This is a genomic window from Alsobacter ponti, from assembly GCF_024294805.1.
GTDB lineage: Bacteria > Pseudomonadota > Alphaproteobacteria > Rhizobiales > Beijerinckiaceae > Alsobacter > Alsobacter ponti.
Genome location: NZ_JANCLU010000007.1, coordinates 82,805 through 103,700 on the forward strand (window position 1 = coordinate 82,805; position 20,896 = coordinate 103,700).

Consider the following 20,896-nt stretch of genomic DNA (forward strand, 5'->3'; position numbering starts at 1 on the left):
TCTTGCCCTCGGTTGGATCGCTCCCCGCAGACTACAAGCACAGCGTGTGTCCGCGTGTGATCTAACGCAAGGTTTTCGCGCGGGAGGGCGTCTTCCGCGAGGCTCAGTTGCCCCCGTCCAGCAGGCGGCGCGCGATGACCTGCGCCTGAATCTCCGCCGCGCCCTCGAAGATGTTGAGGATCCGGGCGTCGCACAGCACGCGGGAAATCTCGTATTCCAGCGCGAAGCCGTTGCCGCCGTGGATCTGGAGCGCGTTGTCCGCCGCCGCCCAGGCGACGCGCGCGCCGAGCAGCTTCGCCATGCCGGCCTCGAGGTCGCAGCGCTTGCCGGCGTCCTTGGCGCGACCGGAAAAATAGGTGAGCTGCCGGGCGATGTGGATTTCCACCGCCATCATGGCCAGCTTGTCGGAAACCCGGGCGAACTCGACCAGCGCCTTTCCGAACTGCACGCGTTCCTGCGCGTAGCGAAGGCCGAGGTCGAGCGCCGACTGCGCCACGCCGAGCGCGCGGGCGGCGGTCTGGATGCGCGCCGACTCGAAGGTCTGCATGAGCTGCTTGAAGCCCTGGCCCTCGACGCCGCCGAGCAGGTCGGCCGCCGGCGTCTCAAAATTGTCGAAGGCCAGTTCGTATTCCTTCATGCCGCGATAGCCGAGAACCTCGATCTCGCCGCCGGTCATGCCCTTGGCGGGAAACGGGTTTTCGTCCGTGCCGCGCGGCTTCTCGGCGAGCAGGATCGACAGCCCCTTGTAGCCGGGCTCGTCGGGATTGGTGCGCACCAGCATGGTCATCAGATCGGCGCGCACCGGGTGGGTGATCCACGTCTTGGCGCCGGTGACGCGGTAGACGTCGCCGTCGCGCACCGCGCGGGTGCGCAGCGAGGCGAGGTCGGAGCCGGTGTTCGGCTCGGTGAACACGGCGGTGGGCAGCACCTCGCCGGAGGCGATGCGCGGCAGCCAACGCGCCTTCTGGGCGTCGGTGCCGCCGCCCAGGATCAGCTCGGCGGCGATCTCCGAGCGCGTGCCGAGGGAGCCGACGCCGATATAGGCGCGCGAAAGCTCCTCGGAGACGACGCACATCGACACCTTGCTCAGGCCGAGGCCGCCGAATTCCTCAGGAACGGTGAGGCCGAACACGCCCAGTTCGGACAGCTTTTCGATGACGTCGAGGGGGATGTATTCGTTCTTCAGGTGCCATTCGTGCGCGTGCGGCAGAACCTCGCTCGCCGCGAACTTGCGCATCTCCTCGCGGATCGCCTCCAGCGTGTCGTCGAGGCCCGGGTCGCCCACCGGGCCGCCGTGGCCCTCCCGCATCAGGGTCACCAGCCGCGCGCGGCGCTCCGGCGTGTTGCCCTCGGCAATCAGCGTCGCCACGGGCTCGGTCATCCGGGCCGCGATCTGCGCCGGCGTCAGTCCGAGCGCCGGCAGGCGGACGATCTCGCCCTGGCTCATCGGAATGCCGCCGAACGCCTGGGCGAGATATTCGCCCGCCCCGATGCCGACCAGCAGCGCTTCCGTTTCGCCGAACCGGCCCTCGGCCGTCATGCGCTCTGCGTAGGCGCCGAGCTCGCGCAGCGCCTCCGCGTAGGTGGCGAGCCAGGCGAGGCCGTGGCAGGCGTGCTGTTCCCGCTCGACCAGGGCGGAGGAGACCCGGCCGTGCTCGAGCACGCGGCCGCGCACCGCCTGTGTGGCGTCGGCCACCAGGGCCTGCATCTCTCCAGCGGCCTGGACGACGAGCGCGACCCAATCGTGGTTCCGGGGCGGGCGGGCGGACGCGACACTCATTGGCGGACTCCGGCGTCAATTCTGCTGCGACCCCGAGGGGCGTTTCGCAGTGCAGCATGGCGGGTTCGCGCCGCACATTCAATCGGCAGATGGAGGAACGTCGCTGCCGTACGAAGCCTCAATGGCGGCGGGTCGCCAGGGCCACGCCGGCGGCGGTCACCGCCATGCCGACCACCTGCACGAGCGACATGGTCTCGCCGAAGAGCAGGAAGGCCTCCACGGCCACCGTGGGCGGCACGAGGTAGATCAGCGTCGCGGCGCGCGACACCGCCCCTTGGCGGATCAGCATCAGCAGCAGCCAGATCGCGCCGATCGACAGGGCGAGCACCGACCATGCCATCGTCGCGATGACGGTGACGTTCCAGTCGATGCGCATGGCCTCGGTCATGAGCGCGACCGGCAGGGTGGCCAGAAACGCGCCGGCGTATTGCAGCACTGTCACCGTGCGCAGGTCCCCGGTCGGGATGAACCGCTTCTGGTGGAACGTGCCAAGCGTCACCGAGATCATGGCGACCACGTTCACCAGCATGGGCCAGAGCGTCGCGCCCATGGCGTCCGCAGGAATGGAGGCGAGCTGCGGCTGCAGAACCAGCGCGATGCCCGCGAAGCCGAGCAGGATGCCCGCCCAGCGCCGCCGCGAAATGCGTTCGCCGATGAGCAGGGGCGCGAGCAGGGCCGTGAGGATGGGCTGAACCGCCGCGATCAGGCCGGAGATGCCGGCGGGCAGGCCGTGGCGGATCGCCCACCAGACCCCGCCCAGATAGATGGCGTGAAGGAGCACGCCCGTCAGCAAGGCGTGGCCCCAGTCGGCGCGCCTCGCCGGCCAAGAGGCTCCCGTCGCGACGGCGACGCCGGTCAACAGCGCGCCGGCCAGCGCGTAGCGCACGGCGAGAAAGGTCAGCGGGTCCGCGAAAGGCGCTGCGAAGCGCGCCGAGATCCAGCCGGTCGACCAGATGAGCACGAAAACGAGCGGCGCGGCGCGCAGCAGCAGGGGCGAGGTCATCTTGAAGGGTCCGCCGGCGGGGGAATGCGACGGAACGCCTGATAAAGCAAGGCGTTGTCGCGGTCGAGCCGAACGGCGTTCGAGGCGGCGTGGTCCGCCCGCCGGTTGTGGCGCGACCCCGCGCCGTTGACGTTCGGGACCGTGGATGTCTAACACAGATCGAGCCGCCTCCCCTTCACCTCCACGGGTCGATTCGATGCCGGGTGCGCTTCGCTCGCTGTTGAAGCTTCCGCGCCTGTTCTGGGACGCCTACTGGCGGCTCGTGGACGACGACGGCTGGGCGATCGCCTCGCACATCGCGCTCTCGGCGCTGATGTCGCTGTTCCCGTTCCTCATCTTCGTTACCGCGCTGGCGGCGACGTTCGGCACGCAGAACCTGGGCGACGCGGCCGCCGACATCATCCTGGAGGCGTGGCCTAAGCAGGTGGCCGAACCCATCACCCGCGAGGTCCGAAGCGTCTTGACCCGCACGCGCAGCGACGTGCTGACGGTCGGCGCGGCGCTGGCGCTGTATTTCTCGTCGAACGGCATCGAGGCGCTGCGCATCGCGCTCAATCGCGCCTACGGGCTGAAGGAGCTGCGCGCCTGGTGGCTGACGCGGCTGGAATCGATCGCCTATGTCGTGGTCGCCGCGATCGCCATCCTGGCGCTCTCGGTGCTGGTGGTGCTCGGCCCGTTCTTCTGGAACGCGCTGACGGACTACCGGCCGGGGTTCCTGCCGTTCTCCAGCACGGTGACGGTGTTGCGGCTGGTCGTGGCGACGTTGGTCATCGTCGTGGCGCTCACCATCGTCCACAAATGGCTGCCGTGCGGCACGCGCAAGCTGGAGGACGTGATGCCCGGCGTGCTCCTGACGGTGGTGCTGTGGCTCGGCTATGCGCTGGCTTTCGCGGCCTATCTGGGCAGGGCCGGGCAGGCCTACGTCACCACCTACGCGGGTCTCGCCTCGGTGATGATCGCGCTCGTCTTCCTGTACGCGATCGCCGCGACCTTCATCTTCGGCGGCGAGTTCAACGCCGTGATGATGCACCGGCGCAAAATGAAACGCGACGCGCAGAAGACGGCGGAGAAGGCCTGAGCCCTCCCGCCGTCCGGCGGGGACGCGTCAGCGCTGGGCCTCGATCACGTCGTCGAAGGAGCGCAGCCCGGTGCGTGGCGCATTGACCAGCACGGCCATGTTGCCCGGCGCGTGCTGGTTCTTCCACATCTTGGTGTGCGCCACCGGGATCTTGTCCCAGGGGAACACCTCGCTCATGCACGGGTCGACGCGGCGATCCAGCACGAACTGGTTGGCGGCCGCCGCCTGCTTCAGATGGGCGAAGTGCGAGCCCTGGATGCGCTTTTGCCGCATCCAGACGAAGCGCGCGTCGAAGGTCAGGTTGAAGCCGGTGGTTCCGGCGCAGAACACGACCATGCCGCCGCGCTTCACCACGAAGGTCGAAACGGGGAAGGTCTGTTCGCCCGGGTGCTCGAAGACGATGTCGACGTCCTTGCGCCCGGTGACGTCCCAGATCGCCTTGCCGAACTTGCGGGCCTCCACCATGAAGGCGTTGAACTCGGGCGAGTTCACCTTCGGCAGCTGGCCCCAGCAGTTGAAGTCCTTGCGGTTGATAACGCCCTTGGCGCCGAGGCCGAGCACGTAGTCGCGCTTGGATTCGTCCGAGATGATGCCGATGGCGTTGGCGCCGGCCGCCGCGCAGAGCTGCACGCCGAACACGCCCAGGCCACCGGAGGCGCCCCAGACGAGCACGTTGTCGCCCGGCCGCACCGTGTGGGGCTGGTGGCCGAACAGCATGCGATACGCAGTGGCGAGCGTCAGCGTGTAGCAGGCGCTCTCCTCCCAGGTCAGGTGCTGCGGTCGCTTCATGAGCTGGCGCGACTGCACGCGGCAGAACTGCCCGAACGAGCCGTCGGGCGTCTCATAGCCCCAGATGCGCTGGCTCGGCGAGAACATCGGGTCGCCGCCGTTGCACTCCTCGTCGTCCCCGTCGTCCTGGTTGCAGTGGACGATGACCTCGTCGCCGACCTTCCAGCGCTTCACCTTCCGGCCGACGGCCCAGACGATGCCGGCCGCGTCGGAACCGGCCACGTGGACGGGCTGCTTGTGGCCGTCGAACGGAGAGACGGGCTGGCCCAGCGCCGCCCAGACGCCGTTGTAGTTGACGCCGGCGGCCATCACGAGCACCAGCACCTCGTCGTCGCCGATGCTCCAGGTGGGGATCGCCTCGAGCTGCATGGCGTCCTCCGGCGGGCCGTGCCGATCCTTGCGGATCGCCCAGGCCCACATTTTTTCCGGCACGTGGCCCATCGGCGGGATCTCGCCGATGTCGTAGAGGTCCTTCAGCGGCTTGGCGGAAGCGGCGGGCGCAGCAGACACGAACAGTCCTCCCTTGGCGACGGCGAGGATTATTACGCGTCATGTTGCAGTGCGCAATTGATCCAAGAGCGATTTGCCGACTGTGCGAAATCGCTCGCATTCGAGCGAATTCCTTAACGCTTCCTTGCGTCGGCCGGGGGCAATCTGCGGCGGGGAGCTACAACCAGGGCTTGCAAAGGGTTGAGGAGCACGGACACATGTCGGTCATCCGCTACCTCGGTCTAGGTCTGTATTCAGCCGAGACGCTCGGCTGGATCCTCTTCGTCATCGCCTGTTCCAGCCTCATCGCCGGCTGGGTTTGCGACGCCGTGCTGGACGAGCTCGGCTTCGGCCTGTTCGGCAACGCCTTCCTCTGCTTCATCGGCATGACGATCGGGCTCATCGCCTGGAATCTCAACGTCTCCCTGATGACGACGAACGCCGTGATGGTCATCGGCATCGCCGCCGCCGCGGCCTTCGGCTGCGTCTTCGCCTGCGCCGGCGTGCGGCGGGCGATGAGCTGACGTCGGCATCGTCCTTAGACGGAGAGACACGACGACCGGCTTGCCGCAGGATGATGCAATGCAGCATCATGCCTGACGCGCCGCCGGAGACCGCTTGATGAGCCTCGACCAGCCTCGTCCCCCATCGGACAAGCCCTGGATTTTCCGCACCTACGCGGGACACTCCACCGCCGAGGAGTCCAATCGGCTCTACCGCAACAATCTCGCCAAGGGGCAGACGGGCCTGTCGGTGGCGTTCGACCTGCCGACGCAGACCGGCTACGACCCCGACCACGCGCTGGCGCGCGGCGAAGTCGGCAAGGTGGGCGTCTCGATCGCCCATGTCGGCGATATGCGGGCCCTGTTCCGGGACATCCCGCTCGCCGAGATGAACACCTCGATGACGATCAACGCCACGGCCGCTTGGCTGCTGGCGCTCTACGCCGCGGTCGCGGACGAGCAGGGCGCGCCGCGCGCGGCGCTGCAGGGCACCACGCAAAACGACATCATCAAGGAATATCTCTCGCGCGGCACCTACGTGTTCCCGCCGGCGCACTCGATGCGCCTGGTCAAGGACGTGATCCTGTTCACGACCGCGCAGATGCCGAAGTGGAACCCCACCAACGTCTGCTCCTACCACCTGCAGGAGGCAGGCGCGACGCCGACGCAGGAGCTCGCCTACGCGCTGGCGACCGCCATCGCGGTGCTCGACACGGTGAAGGCCTCAGGCGTGTTCTCGGACGCGGCGTTCGGCGAGGTGGTCGGCCGTGTCTCGTTCTTCGTCAACGCCGGCATGCGGTTCGTCACCGAGCTGTGCAAGATGCGCGCATTCTGCGAGCTGTGGGACGAGCTGACGCTGGAGCGCTACGGGGTGACGGACGCGCGCCATCGCCGCTTCCGCTACGGCGTGCAGGTCAATTCGCTCGGCCTCACCGAGCAGCAGCCCGAGAACAACGTCTACCGCATCCTCATCGAGATGCTGGCCGTCGTGCTGTCCCGGAACGCCCGCGCCCGCGCCGTGCAGCTGCCGGCCTGGAACGAGGCGCTCGGCCTGCCGAGGCCGTGGGACCAGCAATGGTCGCTGCGCATGCAGCAGGTCATGGCCTACGAGACGGATCTGCTCGAATATGGCGACCTGTTCGACGGATCGCGCGAGGTACAGCGCAAGGTCGACGAGCTGAAGGCGGCCGCGCGGGCCGAGCTGGCCGTCATCGAGGCGATGGGCGGCGCCATCCCGGCTGTCGAAAGCGGCTACATGAAGCGCGCGCTCGTCGAATCCAACGCGCGCCGCATCGCGGGCATCGAGAGCGGCGGGCAGGTGGTGGTGGGCGTCAATCGCTGGCGCGAGACCGAGCCTTCGCCGCTCACCGCCGGCGAGGGCTCCGTGCTCACCGTGCCGGAACAGGTCGAGACCGACGCGATCGCGAAAATCCGCGCCTGGCGCGAAGCGCGCGACGGCCGCGCGGCGGCCGCCGCGCTGGAGGCGCTACGCACCGCGGCGCGCGAGGGCGGCAATGTGATGGAGCCCTCCATCGCCTGCGCCAAGGCCGGGGTGACGACCGGCGAATGGGGCGAGGCGTTGCGCGAGATCTTCGGGCAGTACCGCGCGCCGACCGGCGTGACGCCCGAAACGCGCACCGAGGCGGCCGACCGCGAGGTGAGGCTGATGGTGGCCGAGCTCGCCGCCAGGCTGGGCGAGCAGCCGCGCCTGACCGTCGGGAAGCCCGGGCTCGACGGGCACTCCAACGGCGCCGAGCAGATCTCGCTTCGCGCCCGCGACGTCGGGTTCGACGTCACCTATGACGGCATCCGCCAGACGCCGGCCGAAATCGTCGAGAAGGCGCGGGCGACCGGGGCGCACGTCGTCGGCCTGTCGGTGCTGTCGGGCTCGCACGTGCCGCTGGTGCGCGAGGTGACGGCCCGCATGCGGCTCGAGGGCCTGGGCCACATCCCGGTCGTGGTCGGCGGCATCGTGCCGCCCGACGACGAGCTGGCGCTGCGCAACATGGGCGTGGCGGCGGTCTACACGCCGAAGGACTACGCGCTCGACGCCATCATGGCCGACATCGTGCGCATCGTCGACAAGGCGGCCGGCGCGCCGCCGCCGGAGACGAAGCCGGCGGCCGGGCGGGCCCGGGCGAAGGGCGCCGCCGCGCGGCGCGCCTGAACGGCGCGGCCGCCCGGGGCCGCCTTTCTGGGCCGAGCCCCTTGCCAAGTCGCCGCCTCCGCCCCTACACCTCCCCGGCTCAACACTTCAGTCCGCCCGGGGGGACCTCATGGCGTCGTTCAATGTACTCATGCTTCCGGGCGACGGCATCGGCCCGGAGGTGATGGCGGAAGTCGGCAAGGTCGTCGACTTCCTCGACAAGCAGGGCGTCGCCCGCTTCGAGACCGAGACCGACCTCGTCGGCGGCGCGTGCTACGACGCGCACAAGGTGTCGATCACCGACGCGGCGATGGCGCGCGCCCAGGCCGCCGACGCGGTGCTGTTCGGCGCGGTCGGTGGGCCGAAATGGGACGCCGTGCCCTATGACGCGCGGCCCGAGGCGGGCCTGCTGCGGCTGCGCAAGGATCTCGGCCTGTTCGCCAATCTGCGCCCGGCGATCTGCTACCCGGCGCTCGCCGATGCCTCCTCGCTGAAGCGCGAGGTTGTCGAGGGCCTGGACATCGTCATCGTGCGCGAGCTGACCGGCGGCGTCTATTTCGGCGAGCCGAAGGAGATCGTCACGCTGGAGAACGGCGAGAAGCGCGGCGTCGACACGCAGGTCTACACGACGCACGAGATCGAGCGCATCGGGCGGGTGGCCTTCGAGCTCGCCCGCAAGCGCCGCAACAAGGTGACGTCCTCCGAGAAGCGCAACGTCATGAAGTCCGGCGTGCTGTGGAACCAGGTGACGTCGGCGCTGCACAAGGCCGAGTTCGGCGACGTCGAGCTGGAGCACCAGCTCGCCGACGCGCTCGCCATGCAGCTCGTGCGCTGGCCCAAGCAGTTCGACGTCATCGTCACCGACAACCTGTTCGGCGACATCCTCTCCGACATCGCCGCCATGCTGACCGGCTCGCTCGGCATGCTGCCCTCGGCCTCGCTCGGCGCGGAGGATCCTGCGACCGGCAAGCGCAAGGCGCTCTACGAGCCGGTGCACGGCTCCGCCCCCGACATCGCCGGCAAGGGCCTCGCCAATCCGATCGCCATGATCGGCTCGTTCGCCATGTCGCTGCGCTACTCGTTCGGCCTTCTCGAGGCGGCCGACCTCGTCGAGACGGCCATCGCCAACGTGCTCGCCCAGGGCCTGCGCACCAAGGACATCGCCGCCGCAGGCCAGAACGCCGTCGGCACTGGCGAAATGGGCGCGGCGATTGTCAAGGAAATGCAGGCGCTCGCGCGCTGATCGTCCCCGGCGGCGGGCTCAGCGCCCGCTGCCGTAGCCCCCGAAGGGCGCGACGAAGTCCACCGTGACGCCGCAGCAGTTCGGCAGGTCGAAACGCTGCGGGAGCGTCTCAGCGCCGTAGCGCGTCGCGATGTTGGAGTAGGCCGGCGTCGCAAGCGTCGTGCCGACCGCGACGTAGTTCGTGGCGCCGGTGGAGCCGGGCCGCACCATCGTCCCGGCGTCGAAATAGGATCGGCGGGTCACGGTGATCTCGTTGGCCTTCCGCCCGGACGACTGCGCGTCGGCCGGCGTCAGGGAGACCAGGGTGGCCGTGGCGGCGATCAACGCCGCCGTCATCATTTGACGCGTCATCACACACCTCGCTCGGGTTCACGCCCCTTGAGCTTGATATGGTGATCCTTTCACAACTTTGCAGCGGCAGCTTTGCGTTTTGCGTCAAACGCCGCGGCGCGGGGCGGCCTGAGGCTTGGCCGGGCAGGCGTTCGACTTGCCGGCGAAGGCGGCGCGCATCACGAGGTCGGCGACGCCGGGGGCGAGGTCGAGGCCGTCGATGAGGCAGGCGAGCTGCGTCCGGTCGGTCCGCGCGCCCGCCCCGCAAAGCCAGCCCGAGACGTTCAGCCCGGCCCCGTCCATGTCGAGGCGGAAGCCGAGGCAGGCGCGGGGCTGGCCGTCGACGAGGAATTCCGTCTCGGACGCCTCGGCCGCGCCCAGGCGCGTCATCAGCCCCGCCGGGATTTCCGTGCGCGTGACGGCGTAGCCGGCCTGAGCCGCGAGCCGCGCCATGGCGAGAAAGAAGGAGCCCTCCCGCCGGGGCTCGTCTCCCGGCCGATACACGACGATCCGCGCGAACGCGCCTCCGGCGACCGGCGTAGCGGCCGTGAACACGTCCTCGCGCCCGCCGCCGGGCTGATGCCGGCGGGACTCGACGGAGATGGCCTCGCGTGGGAACAGGGGTGACTCGAGTAGGAAGTTCGGCGGCGTTCCGGCCGGCTGCCAGGCCGGTGCCGGCAGGGCGGGCGCGGCGTCGTCGCCGGCGGACGGCGCGCGTCCGGAGGTGAGCAGCGCGGGCAGCGTCAACCAGGCCAGCAGCAGCAGGCCGGCGAGGCCGGCCGCGTAGCGCAGCGGCGAGGGGGCCGCGGCCTCCTCGGTTTCCTCGCGGTAGGAACGGGGCAGCGAGAGCAGGGCGTCGCGCGCCCGCTTCGGCCTGAACTCTCCCGCGGTGTGATCGACCATGCTCCCTCTCCGCGTCGGGGCGTCGGGCGGAGGTCGGCGACGCCCGGCTGCGCGTCGGCGCAACGGGGGCAATTTGCGCGAAGGGATTAAGTCGATTCTTACCAAGGGCTTGCGATCGGTCGGCAGAGTCAACGAGGGGTTAGGCGACGCGGTTAACGCCCCGTGGCCAAGCGTGGGCGCGGCCGCCCGGCGCTGGCCGAAGGCCCTGATTGACTTTCCGGCCTTTCCCGTGTTTCTCACTGGCCACATCGGCATGTGCCGAGGATTGGGTCTCGCGATGTCTTTCGCTGCGTCGACCAAAACGACGACGACGAAAACGTCCGCCGCCAAAGGCGGCGCGACGCGCTGACGCTTGTCCTCGCTCCGGATCTCCCCCGGCGGGGGATGAAGGGCCCCGCGACGCCGCGGGTCTGGTTCCCGGGGGAGGCACCGCACAGACAGGAATGACAGCCATGGGTTTCAAGGTCGCCGTCGTTGGCGCCACGGGGAATGTGGGGCGCGCCATGCTCGACATCCTCGCCGAGCGCGCTTTCCCCGCCGATGAAGTCGTCGCGCTTGCCTCGACGCGCAGCCAGGGGACCGAGATCTCCTACGGCGACCGCACGCTGAAGTCCAAGGCGCTCGACCACTACGATTTCTCGGGCACGGACATCTGCCTGATGTCCGCCGGGTCGGCGGTGGCCAAGGAGTGGGGCCCGCGCATCGGTGCGCAGGGCTGCATGGTCATCGATAACTCGTCGTGCTTCCGCTACGACTCCGACGTGCCGCTGGTGGTGCCGGAGGTGAACGCCCATGTGCTGGCCGAGTACATGGCGAACCCGAACCGCCGCAACATCATCGCCAACCCGAACTGCTCGACGGCGCAGCTCGTCGTCGCCCTGAAGCCGCTGCACGACCGCGCCACGATCAAGCGCGTCGTGGTGTCGACCTACCAGTCGGTGTCCGGCGCGGGCAAGGACGGCATGGACGAGCTCGACCGCCAGACCAAGGCGCTTTACTCGCTGCGCGACGTCGAGGCGAAGAAGTTTCCCAAGCGCATCGCCTTCAACCTGATCCCCCACATCGACGTGTTCATGGAGGACGGGTACACGAAGGAAGAGTGGAAGATGAACGTCGAGACGAAGAAGATTCTCGACCCGAAGATCAAGCTCACCGCCACCTGCGTTCGCGTGCCGGTCTTCATCTCCCACTCGGAGGCGGTCAACGTCGAGTTCGAACAGCCGCTCAGCGCCGACGAGGCGCGCGACATCCTGCGCTCCGCGCCGGGCTGTCTCGTCGTCGACAAGCGCGAGCCCGGCGGCTACATCACCCCGCACGAGGCGGCGGGCGAGGACGCGACCTACATTTCGCGCATCCGCGAGGACATCACCGTCGAGAACGGCCTCGCCTTCTGGTGCGTGTCCGACAATCTGCGCAAGGGCGCTGCGCTCAACGCCATTCAGATCGCCGAGGCTCTGATCAACCGCAAGCTGCTGCTTCCGAAGCAGCAGGCCGCCTGAGCCGGCAGCCGGAACTCCCCAACAGGGCGGGCCGCGAGGCCCGCCCTTTTCGTGTCAGGGCCCGTCGGCGCGGAACATCGAGACGCGGGCGCGGACCTCGGGCTCGGCCGGCGTGAACAGGCCGGTATGGGGGTCGCGCAGCGACAGCACGCCCGTCGTCACGTCGAAATAGGCGCCATGCAGCTCAAGGCGTCCCTTCTCGACCAGAATCCGGATGCACGGGAAGGTCATCAGGTTCTCCAGGCTCTGCGCCACGGAGATCATCGCGAGCTTCTCCACGAAGTCGCCCAGCGGCTGGCCGTCTCGCGGACCCGCCTTTTCGGCGGCGGGCGCGATCAGCGTCATCCATTTGCCGATGAAGTCGCCCGGCGACAGCGGCTCGCCCTCGGAGGCGAAGGCGCGCACGCCGCCGCAGCGGCCGTGGCCGAGCACGACGATGTGCTTCACCTTGAGCGCCTGGACCGCGAACTCCAGCGCGGCGGAGGTACCGTGGAAGACGCCCTGGGTCTCGAAGGGCGGCACCATGTTGGCGACGTTGCGCACCACGAAGAGCTCGCCGGGCCGCGCATCGAAGATCACCTCGGGCGACACGCGGCTGTCGCAGCAGCCAATGATCATCGTCTCCGGCTGCTGGCCGGCGGCGGCCAATTCCTCGAAACGGAATTGCTCGCGCGGAAAACGATCTCCGAGAAAAGCCTTGTAGCCCTCGCGCAAACGGTCTGGAAACATGGAGGGTCCTCGCTTCAGGCCAGGGTCGCGGGGTCGACATTGCCCCCGCACAGCAACACGCCGACTCGTTCGCCGGCTTGCGGCCGGTAGCGGCCGGAGAGGAGCGCCGCCAGCGCCGCCGCTCCGCCGGGCTCGCTGGCGATGCGGTAGTCGCGCCACAGCAGGAGCTGCGCCGAGCGGATGGCGTCGTCCGCCACCAGCGCGACATGGTCGACGGCGCGCCGCGCCACCTGGAAGGGAATCTGGCCGACCCGGCGTGCCCCAAGCGAATCGGCGGCGATCGACTCGACCGGAACGTCGACCGGCTCGCCGGCCACCAGCGCCGCGTCGAGGCACCGCGAGCCTTCCGGCTCGACGCCGACGACGTTGACGCGCCCGGCCCACCAGGCCGCCACGCCGGCGACCAGCCCGCCGCCGCCCACGGCGATGAGGACCGTGTCCAGCGCGCCGAGGCCGAGCGCCGCCTGGTCCTCCTCCCACTCCTTCGCCACGACGCCCTGCCCGGCGACCGTGGCCGTCGAGTCGAACGGATGGACGATGAGCGCGCCGCTCGACTGCGCATGCAGGTCGCAGGCGGCCTGGGCGTCGGCGTAGCGCGCCCCGCCGATCGCCACCTCCGCCCCCTGGGCGCGGATGGCGGCGATCTTCACCTTGGACGCGATCTCGGGGACGAAGATGCGGGCGCGGTGGCCGAGCCGGCTTGCCGCCAGGGCCGTGGCGACGCCGTGATTGCCGCCCGAGGCGGCCGTGACGCCTGCCGCGGGCACCTCGCGCGACAGCAGGTTGTTGAAGGCTCCCCGCGTCTTGAAGGACCCGGCGTGCTGCATCAGCTCGAGCTTGAAGGTGACGGCGCAGCCGGGCGCGAGGTCGGCGTCGGCCCGCAGCAAGGGCGTGCGGCGGACATGGTCGCGGATGCGAGCGTGCGCGGCCTCGATGTCGGCGCGCGTGACGGGAAGGGCTTCGGCGGGAGAGGCTTGGACGGGCATGGGGCTCCGCGGGGTTCCGGGTGCGGATCGACTTCTAGGCCCGTCGTCGCGGCGTGTCACGCGCGGCGAGGCGCGTTTTCAGGCGTGAATGACCATCGGCAGGCCGTGCGCGTCACGTTCCGGGTTGTCGGGGAAGCGCCTGGCCTCGCCGCGCGCGATGCGTCGCGCGGCGACGGCGCAGGCGAAGGCGTCGAGCAGGTCGTCCGGCCCAGCCCCGCGCGGGGGCGGCGCGGCGAGCAGCCCCGGCGGCAACCCTGCCCGCGCCAGCAGCGCCCGCCGTTCGGCGAGGCCCTCGGCGAAGGGGCGCGACTTCACCTTTTTGGGGTGAGCGAGCGGGCCGCCGTTCAGCATCATGAACACGCCTTCGGGGTGGCTCTCGAACAGCCGGGCAGGGAGGGTGGGGTCGGCGCGCAGCGCCGTGTCGACCTCCCGGATCTTCGGGAACAGGAAGTAGCACTGCTTGGACACCATGCGCGGCGGGTCGGAGGTGGCCAGCGCCGCCGCGCATGCGGCGCGATAGTCGGCCTCGAACACGGCCCGTCGGGACGGCACGGCGAACACCGAGCTCTGGCGCGCGCCGAGCAGCGGCCGCAGGGCGCGTTCCGGCCCCCGGCCTCCCGGCCCGATGCGCTCCGGCAGGCCGATCGGCATGTCGACGGCGATCGCCGCGCACGATGGCGCGGCGGCGAGAACGTCGGCGAAAGTCGGGACCACGGCGATCCGGGGCTCGGCCGCCCCGTCGAGGCGAGCCAGCGCGACGATCCATCCGGCGGGGCATCCGTCCACCCCGGCGACCCAGTCCATCACCCGTGTCCTCCGCCGTTGGTCGATGATGGCGCGGCGGTAAGGTTCGGTCTATGCTGCGCCGCAACAACAACGACAGACAGAATGGCGCAGCCCCAGACCATGTCCAGCACGCTCCGCATGATCCGACCCCGCCGCTCCGCCCTCTACATGCCTGGATCGAACGCCCGCGCGCTGGAAAAGGCGCGCACGCTGGCGGCGGACGTGCTGATCCTCGATCTCGAGGACGCGGTGGCCCCCGAGGCCAAGGCGCTGGCGCGGGAGCAGGTCGCGGCGGCGGTCCACGCCGGCGGCTTCGGTCCGCGCGAAGTCGTGGTGCGGGTCAACGGCCTCGACACGCCGTGGGGGGCGGACGACTTCGCCGCCATCTGTCCCGCCGGCCCGGACGCGATCCTGGTGCCGAAGGTTTCCTCCCCGGCCCACATCTCGCGGGCGGCGTCCTCGATGGCGCTCACCGAGACACCCTCGCGGACGCGGCTGTGGGCGATGATGGAGACGCCGCTCGCCATGCTGAACGCCGCCGCCATCGGCACCGCGGCGGCCGATCCGGCCAATCGGCTCGAATGCTTCGTGATGGGCACCAACGACCTCGCCAAGGAAACCCGCGCCCGCCTGACCCCCGGACGCGCCGCGTTCGTCCCCTGGCTGCAGGCCTGCCTCGCGGCGGCGCGGGCGCATGGGCTCGACATCATCGACGGCGTGTTCAACGCCATCTCCGACGAAGCCGGGTTCCGCGCCGAGTGCGAGCAGGGGCGCGACTTCGGGTTCGACGGCAAGACGCTGATCCATCCAAGCCAGCTCGCCGTCGCCAACGAGGTGTTCGCGCCGTCCGCCGAGGAGGTGGCGCGCGCCCGCGCGGTCATTGACCTGTTCGCGATGCCGGAGAACCGCGACAAGGGCGCTCTCCAGCTCGACGGCCGCATGGTGGAGCGCCTGCACGCCGATATCGGACGCCGCACCGTGGCGATCGCCGACGCCATCTCCCGCCTGGGCTGAGGAGCCTCAGCGGCCGCCGCGCAGGGCCGTGAGCACCGACAGCGACGCCCGTCCGTCCTGCTCGGCCCCGAGCTGGCGCTGCACGTCGGCGATGGCCTGGCGCGTCTTCGTGCCGATGGCGCCGTCCGGCGCGCCGATGTCGTAGCCTTTGCGCAATAACAGGGCCTGCAGCTCGCGCCGCTCCGCGCGGGAGAGGCCGCGGTCGTTGGTCGGCCACGGCGTCACGAAGGGCCCGCCTCCACGCAGCCGATCGGACAGATGGGCGATGGCCAGCGCGTAGCTCTCGGCGGCGTTGTAGGCGTAGATGGCGTCGAAGTTGCGGGTGACGAGGAAGGCGGGGCCGGAGAGGCCCGCCGGGGCGATCAGCCCGGCGGCGCCGCCCTCCGGCATGGCGCGGCCGTCGGCGCGCCGCACGCCGAGCTTGGCCCACTGGTCGAAGCCGCGTTTCTTGCCGCGGCCGACGAGCGAGGCGTTGAACCCCGGCGGCAGCCGCACCTCGAAGCCCCACGTGCCGCCTTTCGTCCAGCCCGAGCGGGCGAGGTAGTTCGCCGTGGAGCCGAGCGCGTCCGGCACCGAATCGACCACGTCGCGCCGTCCGTCTCCGTCATTGTCGACCGCGAGCCGCAGGAAGGTCGACGGCATGAACTGCGTGTGGCCGAACGCGCCCGCCCAGGAGCCGGTGAGGTGCCCGGGATCGACGTCGCCGCGTTCCAGGATCGTCATCGTCGCGGCGAACTCGGTGCGGAAATAGGCCTGCCGCCGCCCGTAGCAGGAGAGCGTCGCCAGCGATTGCACCAGCGGCCGCTTGCCGATGGCCTTGCCGAAGTCGGATTCGACGCCCCACACCGCCACGATCGTGTAGCGGTCGACGCCGAAGCGCTGCTCGGCCGCGGCGAGCGCCGACGACCACTGGCGCAGCATCGCCTTTCCGTCGGCGACGCGCTCCTCGTCGACGAGGGCGGCCAGGTAGTCCCAGATCGGAGTCTTGAACTCGGGCTGGTCGTTGAGGAACTCGACCACCTTCATGTCGGGCTCCAGCCCGCGCGTCGCCGCATCGAAGGTTGCGGTCGAGACGCCCTTGGCGGTCACGCTCCCGCGCAGGCCCGAGAGGCAGGCGCGGAAGTCCGATTGCGCGACGGCGGGGGCGGCGGCCAGCAGCAGCATGGCCGGGAGGACGATTCGCAGCATGGCCCCGATGCTACAGGAGGCCGCGCGTCGCGTGAATCGTGGATGTCGCTCGCGAAACGGGTGCGGCCCGCCCGGGCGGACCGCCCGTCAGGTCACAGCCAGGGGCGGGACGCCGCCGCCTTGCTCTCGTAGGTGTCGATGGCCGGCGCCTTGACCATGGTGAGGCCGATGTCGTCCAGCCCGTTCAGCAGGCAATGCTTGCGGAACGCGTCGATCTCGAACGTCACGACGCCGCCGTCCGGGCCGCGGATTTCCTGGGCCTCGAGATCGACCGTCAGCGTGGCGTTGGCGCCGCGGCGGGCGTCGTCGAACAGCTTGTCGAGGTCTTCCTGCGACACGGTGACCGGCAGGATGCCGTTCTTGAAGCAGTTGTTGTAGAAAATGTCCGCGAACGACGTCGAGATCACGCAGCGAATGCCGAAGTCGAGCAGCGCCCACGGCGCGTGTTCGCGCGACGAGCCGCAGCCGAAATTGTCGCCCGCGACCAGGATCTGCGCCTTGCGGTAGGCCGGCTGGTTCAGCACGAAGTCCGGGTTCTCGGACCCGTCCTCGCGGAAACGCTGCTCGGCGAACAGCCCGGTGGCGAGACCGGTGCGCTTGATCGTCTTGAGGTACTGCTTCGGGATGATCATGTCGGTGTCGACATTCATCAGCTCGAGCGGTGCGGCGACGCCGGTGAGAGTGGTGAAGGGCTGCATGATCGTTTCCGGAGCGTGACAGGCGGGCGCGCGCACCCGCATCCGGGCGGTTCTTAGAGCAAAACGGGCGGCGATGGTAGGTCTTTGACGCTCAGCCCGCGGCCGCTTCGATGGCTTCCATGTCCTCGTCCGAAAAGCCGAAGTGATGGCCGATCTCGTGCACCAGCACGTGCGTCACGAGGTGGCCGAGCGTTTCGTCGTGATCGGCCCAGTAGTCGAGCAGCGGCCGGCGGTAGAGCCAGATCATGTTCGGCAACTGGCCGGTGCGTGGCGTCGAGCCGCCCTGCGCGAGGCCGACGCCGCGAAACAGGCCCAGAAGGTCGAACTCCGTCTCGCAGCCCATCTCGTCCAGGGTCTCGTCGTCGGGGAAGTCGTCGACGCGGATGATCACGTCGGCGCACAGCGCGCGGAACGGCTCCGGCAGCCGCGCGAAGGCGGCCTGCGCCAGGCGCTCGAGGTCGTCGAGCGACGGAGCGGCGGCGGCGGCCCAGTCGACGGGAGGGGTCTGTCGCTTGTCGGTCACTGGCGGCTCACCGGGCGAAGTGCTCGACGAGGGTCGCGACGAGGTAGATCGCGAAGACGAGCCCGAGCGTCCGGCCGATGCGGCGTCCCCACACCTCGATGCGATCCTCCGGCGGGGCGTCGCTTGCGGCGAGGTGGCGGACGGCTCGCGCCAGGGCCGACGCGCCCACCGACTCCGACTCGGCCGCGACACGGTCGAGAATCCGGCGCGATTCGCGCTGGCGCTCGTCGCCGTCCGGCGTCCGCCCCTGCTTGTCCACCGCTCGCCTCCGCCGGCCGCGTCCCGGGAAACAGATTGAACGCCGGGTGAACGGAAGGTTCGGCCGGCATTCACCCGACCACCGGTAGAACGTGCGTCATCGGCCCGCAAGAGCAAGAGAAGGGCCGGCAGAAGGAGCAATCGCCATGACCATGTTCAGGCTGACCCCCGTCCGGACCGCGCTGTTCGCCGCGCTGGCCGGATCCGGCCTGCTGGCCGCCGCGCCCGCCGACGCCGCGCCGGCGGCCCGAGGCCCCTCCATCGAGACCGCGCCGCTGGTCCAGGCGCAATGGGGCGGCCCGCCCTATGGCCGCGCCTACGGCTACCGTCGCCACCATTCCGACTATGGCTATCGCCCGTGGCGGCACGGATGCCGGACGGTCTACCACCGCCGCTGGAGCCCGTGGCGCGGCGGCTGGGTCATGCAACCCGTCCGCCGCTGCTGGTGAGGCCGGCGATCAGGCCAGGGTCTTCTTCCAGTCCTGCATCGCGCGGGTGAGGTCGGCGGAGATATGGGCGAAGCGCCCGTCGTTGAGCTCCCGCCGGGCGGCGACCTTGTCGCCGGCCAGCGCCAGTTTCAGCACGTCGGCCGTGGCGACGTGGAACTCGGCGTGCAGCCGGCGGCACTTCTCGTAGTGCGTGGAGCCACGCGCCGAGGCGGTCGCGGGGCTGTAGAGCCACTTGCCGAACTGGCACAGATTGTCCTTGCAGGCGGTTTCGACCGACTGCGAGGACGTGCCGTCGTCGATGGCGAATTGCAGGCGGCGCTTCCACAGGCCGTGAGCGCCGATCGCGGCGGTGATTTCCTGTTGGCTGACCATGGGCAACGTCTTTCACAAAAAGGGATGCTGAAACGCCCGTAACATGCCTTGATATCCGTTAAAATAGCATCACTGCGGTTCTGCGCGATTGACGCGAAAACGCGAAAGCCCCCGGCGCGAGCCGGGGGCTTTTGTCGTTGGAGGCGAAGATTTCGGAGCGGCGCTCAGCGCCACTCGCGGACGTCGACGAAACGGCCCGCCACCGCGGCGGCGGCGGCCATGATCGGCGACACGAGATGCGTGCGGCCTCGGAAGCCCTGGCGGCCCTCGAAGTTGCGGTTCGAGGTCGAGGCGCAGCGCTCTCCGGGCGCCAGCTTGTCGGCGTTCATGGCCAGGCACATCGAGCAGCCCGGCTCACGCCAGTCGAAGCCGGCCGCCTTGAAGATCTTGTCCAGTCCCTCGGCCTCGGCCTGTTCCTTCACCAGGCCGGAGCCGGGAACGATCATGGCGTTGACGTTGGCGTTGACCGTCTTGCCCGCGACGATGCCGGCGACGGCGCGCAGGTCCTCGATGCGCCCGTTGGTGCACGAGCCGATGAACACGCGGTCGACGGCGATGTCCTGGATGCGCTCGCCGCCCTTCAGGCCCATATAGTCGAGCGCGCGGGCGATGGCGGCCTTCTTCTGCTCGCTTGCCGCGTCCTCGGGGCGCGGCACGAAGCCGGAAACCGAGGCGACGTCCTCGGGGCTCGTGCCCCAGGTGACGATGGGCGGCAGGTTGGCCGCGTCGAGCCGCACCTCGCGGTCGAAGGCCGCGCCTTCGTCGGTCACGAGCGTGTCCCAGTACCGGCGGGCCGCGTCCCAGGCCGCGCCCTTCGGGGTCTTGGGACGATCCTTCAGGTAGGCGTAGGTCTTCTCGTCGGGGGCCACCAGGCCGGCGCGCGCTCCGCCCTCGATGGACATGTTGCAGACCGTCATGCGGCCTTCCATGGAGAGAGCGCGGATCGCCTCGCCCGCGTACTCCATGACGTGGCCGGTGCCGCCGGCCGTACCGATCTCGCCGATGATGGCGAGGATGATGTCCTTGGCGGTCACGCCGGCCGGCAGCTGGCCGTCGACAGTGACGCGCATGTTCCTGGCCTTTTTCTGGATCAGCGTCTGCGTGGCGAGCACGTGCTCGACCTCGCTGGTGCCGATGCCGTGCGCCAGGGCGCCGAACGCGCCGTGCGTGGAGGTGTGGCTGTCGCCGCACACGATCGTGGTGCCGGGCAGGGTGAAGCCCTGCTCGGGGCCGATGATGTGGACGATGCCCTGGCGACGGTCGAGCTCGTTATAGTACTCGATGCCGAACTCGCGGGCGTTCTCGGCCAGCGCCGCCACCTGCGTCGCGGCCTCCGGGTCGGCGATACCGTGCGAGCGGTCGGTGGTGGGCACGTTGTGGTCGACCACGGCGAGCGTCTTGCCCGGCGCGCGCACCTTGCGGCCGGACATGCGCAGCCCCTCGAAGGCCTGCGGGCTCGTTACCTCATGGACGAGATGGCGGTCGATGTAGAGCAGGCAGGTGCCGTCCGGCTGCGTGTCGACGACATGGTCGTCCCAGATCTTGTCGTAGAGGGTGCGTGGCGCCATCGGGATGCTCGCTGTGACGGAACGTGTGCCTGGATGATTTAACCGCCCGGCCCGCGGCGCGGAAGGGGCTCGCGGGGGCGGAAACGAAAACGCGGCCCAATGGGCCGCGCTCGACGTGACGCCGGCGATGCCGGCGCGAAGCCTCGCGGCGCGCTTACTTGCCGGCCTTGTCGCCCTTCGGCGCGTCCTTGCGCTCGGCGATGCGGGCCGACTTGCCGCGACGGTCGCGCAGGTAATACAGCTTGGCGCGCCGCACCTTGCCCGTGCGCACGACCTTGATCGAGTCGATCATCGGCGAGTAGATCGGGAACACGCGCTCCACGCCCTCGCCGTAGCTGATCTTGCGGACGGTGAAGCTCTCCTGGATGCCGCCGCCGTTGCGGGCGATGCAGACGCCCTCGTAGGCCTGCACGCGGCTGCGGTCGCCTTCGACCACCTTCACGTTGACCTGGACGGTGTCGCCGGGACGGAAGTCCGGGATGGCGCGGCGCGCGATAAGCTTCTCGGCCTGCTCTTTCTCGAGCTGCTGAATGATATCCATGACAATCTCCTGCCGGTTGCG

General features: G+C 69.8%; 22 protein-coding genes. 7 read left to right on the forward strand and 15 right to left on the reverse strand.

Translation table 11 applies throughout. From position 1 onward, the window contains the following. Window positions 1-103 precede the first annotated feature (103 nt). Window positions 104-1,780 (reverse strand): acyl-CoA dehydrogenase family protein, encoded by a 1,677-nt coding sequence (locus tag NK718_RS09090; RefSeq protein ID WP_254740819.1) that lies wholly within the window; start codon window positions 1,778-1,780, stop codon window positions 104-106. Between the two features lie 118 nt (window positions 1,781-1,898). Then, complete coding sequence (locus NK718_RS09095) at window positions 1,899-2,771, reverse strand: DMT family transporter (RefSeq protein WP_371877256.1); 873 nt, start codon at window positions 2,769-2,771, stop codon at window positions 1,899-1,901. Window positions 2,772-2,979: 208 nt separating this feature from the next. On the opposite strand from NK718_RS09095, the gene NK718_RS09100 reads away from it, so the two are divergent. After that, window positions 2,980-3,861: a YihY/virulence factor BrkB family protein gene (locus NK718_RS09100; RefSeq protein ID WP_254740823.1), complete on the forward strand. Its 882-nt coding sequence runs from the start codon at window positions 2,980-2,982 to the stop codon at window positions 3,859-3,861. A 27-nt stretch (window positions 3,862-3,888) separates the two neighbouring features. Here the strand turns inward: NK718_RS09100 and ccrA are convergent, their stop codons facing one another. After that, window positions 3,889-5,166 (reverse strand): crotonyl-CoA carboxylase/reductase, encoded by a 1,278-nt coding sequence (gene ccrA, locus NK718_RS09105; protein ID WP_254741086.1) that lies wholly within the window; start codon window positions 5,164-5,166, stop codon window positions 3,889-3,891. Window positions 5,167-5,357: 191 nt separating this feature from the next. On the opposite strand from ccrA, the gene NK718_RS09110 reads away from it, so the two are divergent. The 3 genes from NK718_RS09110 to leuB all read left to right on the forward strand — a co-directional run bounded on the left by NK718_RS09110 (window position 5,358) and on the right by leuB (window position 9,031). After that, on the forward strand, window positions 5,358-5,663 hold the full coding sequence (locus NK718_RS09110; RefSeq protein ID WP_254740825.1) for a hypothetical protein: 306 nt from the start codon (window positions 5,358-5,360) through the stop codon (window positions 5,661-5,663). Between the two features lie 97 nt (window positions 5,664-5,760). Further along, complete coding sequence (locus tag NK718_RS09115; RefSeq protein WP_254740827.1) at window positions 5,761-7,809, forward strand: ethylmalonyl-CoA mutase; 2,049 nt, start codon at window positions 5,761-5,763, stop codon at window positions 7,807-7,809. A 109-nt stretch (window positions 7,810-7,918) separates the two neighbouring features. Continuing rightward, window positions 7,919-9,031, forward strand: a complete 1,113-nt coding sequence (gene leuB / locus NK718_RS09120) for a 3-isopropylmalate dehydrogenase (protein WP_254740829.1) — start codon at window positions 7,919-7,921, stop codon at window positions 9,029-9,031. An 18-nt stretch (window positions 9,032-9,049) separates the two neighbouring features. On the opposite strand, the gene NK718_RS09125 is transcribed toward leuB, so the two are convergent. Next, window positions 9,050-9,382 carry a hypothetical protein gene (locus NK718_RS09125; RefSeq protein ID WP_254740831.1) on the reverse strand — a complete coding sequence of 111 codons (333 nt, stop codon included), beginning with the start codon at window positions 9,380-9,382 and terminating at the stop codon, window positions 9,050-9,052. An 84-nt stretch (window positions 9,383-9,466) separates the two neighbouring features. Then, window positions 9,467-10,264 (reverse strand): hypothetical protein, encoded by a 798-nt coding sequence (locus NK718_RS09130; protein ID WP_254740833.1) that lies wholly within the window; start codon window positions 10,262-10,264, stop codon window positions 9,467-9,469. A 452-nt stretch (window positions 10,265-10,716) separates the two neighbouring features. On the opposite strand from NK718_RS09130, the gene NK718_RS09135 reads away from it, so the two are divergent. Further along, entirely contained in the window at window positions 10,717-11,763 is a 1,047-nt protein-coding gene (locus NK718_RS09135; RefSeq protein ID WP_254740835.1) for an aspartate-semialdehyde dehydrogenase, read from the forward strand. A 54-nt stretch (window positions 11,764-11,817) separates the two neighbouring features. On the opposite strand, the gene NK718_RS09140 is transcribed toward NK718_RS09135, so the two are convergent. The 3 genes from NK718_RS09140 to NK718_RS09150 all read right to left on the reverse strand — a co-directional run bounded on the left by NK718_RS09140 (window position 11,818) and on the right by NK718_RS09150 (window position 14,282). After that, window positions 11,818-12,492, reverse strand: coding sequence for a carbonic anhydrase (locus NK718_RS09140; RefSeq protein ID WP_254740837.1), 675 nt, complete (start codon window positions 12,490-12,492; stop codon window positions 11,818-11,820). A 14-nt stretch (window positions 12,493-12,506) separates the two neighbouring features. Further along, window positions 12,507-13,478 (reverse strand): threonine/serine dehydratase, encoded by a 972-nt coding sequence (locus tag NK718_RS09145; RefSeq protein ID WP_254740839.1) that lies wholly within the window; start codon window positions 13,476-13,478, stop codon window positions 12,507-12,509. A 78-nt stretch (window positions 13,479-13,556) separates the two neighbouring features. Continuing rightward, window positions 13,557-14,282, reverse strand: a complete 726-nt coding sequence (locus tag NK718_RS09150) for a DUF429 domain-containing protein (RefSeq protein WP_254740841.1) — start codon at window positions 14,280-14,282, stop codon at window positions 13,557-13,559. An 84-nt stretch (window positions 14,283-14,366) separates the two neighbouring features. Here NK718_RS09150 and NK718_RS09155 point away from each other — a divergent pair, with 84 nt between their 5' ends. Then, window positions 14,367-15,278: an HpcH/HpaI aldolase/citrate lyase family protein gene (locus NK718_RS09155; RefSeq protein WP_254740843.1), complete on the forward strand. Its 912-nt coding sequence runs from the start codon at window positions 14,367-14,369 to the stop codon at window positions 15,276-15,278. Between the two features lie 6 nt (window positions 15,279-15,284). Here NK718_RS09155 and NK718_RS09160 read toward each other — a convergent pair whose 3' ends face one another. From NK718_RS09160 to NK718_RS09175, 4 genes are all read right to left on the reverse strand, one after another. Beyond that, window positions 15,285-16,466, reverse strand: a complete 1,182-nt coding sequence (locus tag NK718_RS09160) for a lytic murein transglycosylase (protein ID WP_254740845.1) — start codon at window positions 16,464-16,466, stop codon at window positions 15,285-15,287. Between the two features lie 92 nt (window positions 16,467-16,558). Beyond that, window positions 16,559-17,164 carry a 3-isopropylmalate dehydratase small subunit gene (gene leuD, locus NK718_RS09165; RefSeq protein WP_254740847.1) on the reverse strand — a complete coding sequence of 202 codons (606 nt, stop codon included), beginning with the start codon at window positions 17,162-17,164 and terminating at the stop codon, window positions 16,559-16,561. Window positions 17,165-17,255: 91 nt separating this feature from the next. After that, on the reverse strand, window positions 17,256-17,687 hold the full coding sequence (locus tag NK718_RS09170) for a metallopeptidase family protein (protein ID WP_254740849.1): 432 nt from the start codon (window positions 17,685-17,687) through the stop codon (window positions 17,256-17,258). Between the two features lie 7 nt (window positions 17,688-17,694). Beyond that, window positions 17,695-17,946, reverse strand: coding sequence for a hypothetical protein (locus NK718_RS09175; RefSeq protein WP_254740851.1), 252 nt, complete (start codon window positions 17,944-17,946; stop codon window positions 17,695-17,697). 145 nt (window positions 17,947-18,091) lie between these two features. On the opposite strand from NK718_RS09175, the gene NK718_RS09180 reads away from it, so the two are divergent. Next, window positions 18,092-18,394: a hypothetical protein gene (locus tag NK718_RS09180; protein WP_254740853.1), complete on the forward strand. Its 303-nt coding sequence runs from the start codon at window positions 18,092-18,094 to the stop codon at window positions 18,392-18,394. A gap of 9 nt (window positions 18,395-18,403) precedes the next feature. Here the strand turns inward: NK718_RS09180 and NK718_RS09185 are convergent, their stop codons facing one another. The 3 genes from NK718_RS09185 to rplS all read right to left on the reverse strand — a co-directional run bounded on the left by NK718_RS09185 (window position 18,404) and on the right by rplS (window position 20,875). Then, window positions 18,404-18,766 carry a CZB domain-containing protein gene (locus NK718_RS09185; RefSeq protein ID WP_254740856.1) on the reverse strand — a complete coding sequence of 121 codons (363 nt, stop codon included), beginning with the start codon at window positions 18,764-18,766 and terminating at the stop codon, window positions 18,404-18,406. A gap of 164 nt (window positions 18,767-18,930) precedes the next feature. Then, window positions 18,931-20,334 carry a 3-isopropylmalate dehydratase large subunit gene (gene leuC / locus NK718_RS09190; RefSeq protein ID WP_254740858.1) on the reverse strand — a complete coding sequence of 468 codons (1,404 nt, stop codon included), beginning with the start codon at window positions 20,332-20,334 and terminating at the stop codon, window positions 18,931-18,933. A 154-nt stretch (window positions 20,335-20,488) separates the two neighbouring features. Continuing rightward, entirely contained in the window at window positions 20,489-20,875 is a 387-nt protein-coding gene (gene rplS, locus NK718_RS09195) for a 50S ribosomal protein L19 (RefSeq protein ID WP_254740860.1), read from the reverse strand. Window positions 20,876-20,896 lie beyond the last annotated feature (21 nt).

Bases quoted from the DNA above. Each gene is read 5' to 3' on its own strand.
- NK718_RS09160 (WP_254740845.1), bottom strand. From the start codon at position 16,466: ATGCTGCGAATCGTCCTCCCGGCCATGCTGCTGCTGGCCGCCGCCCCC.
- NK718_RS09110 (WP_254740825.1), top strand. From the start codon at position 5,358: ATGTCGGTCATCCGCTACCTCGGTCTAGGTCTGTATTCAGCCGAGACG.
- NK718_RS09180 (WP_254740853.1), top strand. From the start codon at position 18,092: ATGACCATGTTCAGGCTGACCCCCGTCCGGACCGCGCTGTTCGCCGCG.
- NK718_RS09135 (WP_254740835.1), top strand. From the start codon at position 10,717: ATGGGTTTCAAGGTCGCCGTCGTTGGCGCCACGGGGAATGTGGGGCGC.
- NK718_RS09115 (WP_254740827.1), top strand. From the start codon at position 5,761: ATGAGCCTCGACCAGCCTCGTCCCCCATCGGACAAGCCCTGGATTTTC.
- leuC (WP_254740858.1), bottom strand. From the start codon at position 20,334: ATGGCGCCACGCACCCTCTACGACAAGATCTGGGACGACCATGTCGTC.
- NK718_RS09100 (WP_254740823.1), top strand. From the start codon at position 2,980: ATGCCGGGTGCGCTTCGCTCGCTGTTGAAGCTTCCGCGCCTGTTCTGG.
- NK718_RS09150 (WP_254740841.1), bottom strand. From the start codon at position 14,282: ATGGACTGGGTCGCCGGGGTGGACGGATGCCCCGCCGGATGGATCGTC.
- leuB (WP_254740829.1), top strand. From the start codon at position 7,919: ATGGCGTCGTTCAATGTACTCATGCTTCCGGGCGACGGCATCGGCCCG.
- leuD (WP_254740847.1), bottom strand. From the start codon at position 17,164: ATGCAGCCCTTCACCACTCTCACCGGCGTCGCCGCACCGCTCGAGCTG.
- NK718_RS09130 (WP_254740833.1), bottom strand. From the start codon at position 10,264: ATGGTCGATCACACCGCGGGAGAGTTCAGGCCGAAGCGGGCGCGCGAC.
- NK718_RS09145 (WP_254740839.1), bottom strand. From the start codon at position 13,478: ATGCCCGTCCAAGCCTCTCCCGCCGAAGCCCTTCCCGTCACGCGCGCC.
- NK718_RS09140 (WP_254740837.1), bottom strand. From the start codon at position 12,492: ATGTTTCCAGACCGTTTGCGCGAGGGCTACAAGGCTTTTCTCGGAGAT.
- NK718_RS09155 (WP_254740843.1), top strand. From the start codon at position 14,367: ATGGCGCAGCCCCAGACCATGTCCAGCACGCTCCGCATGATCCGACCC.
- NK718_RS09090 (WP_254740819.1), bottom strand. From the start codon at position 1,780: ATGAGTGTCGCGTCCGCCCGCCCGCCCCGGAACCACGATTGGGTCGCG.
- rplS (WP_254740860.1), bottom strand. From the start codon at position 20,875: ATGGATATCATTCAGCAGCTCGAGAAAGAGCAGGCCGAGAAGCTTATC.
- NK718_RS09185 (WP_254740856.1), bottom strand. From the start codon at position 18,766: ATGGTCAGCCAACAGGAAATCACCGCCGCGATCGGCGCTCACGGCCTG.
- NK718_RS09125 (WP_254740831.1), bottom strand. From the start codon at position 9,382: ATGACGCGTCAAATGATGACGGCGGCGTTGATCGCCGCCACGGCCACC.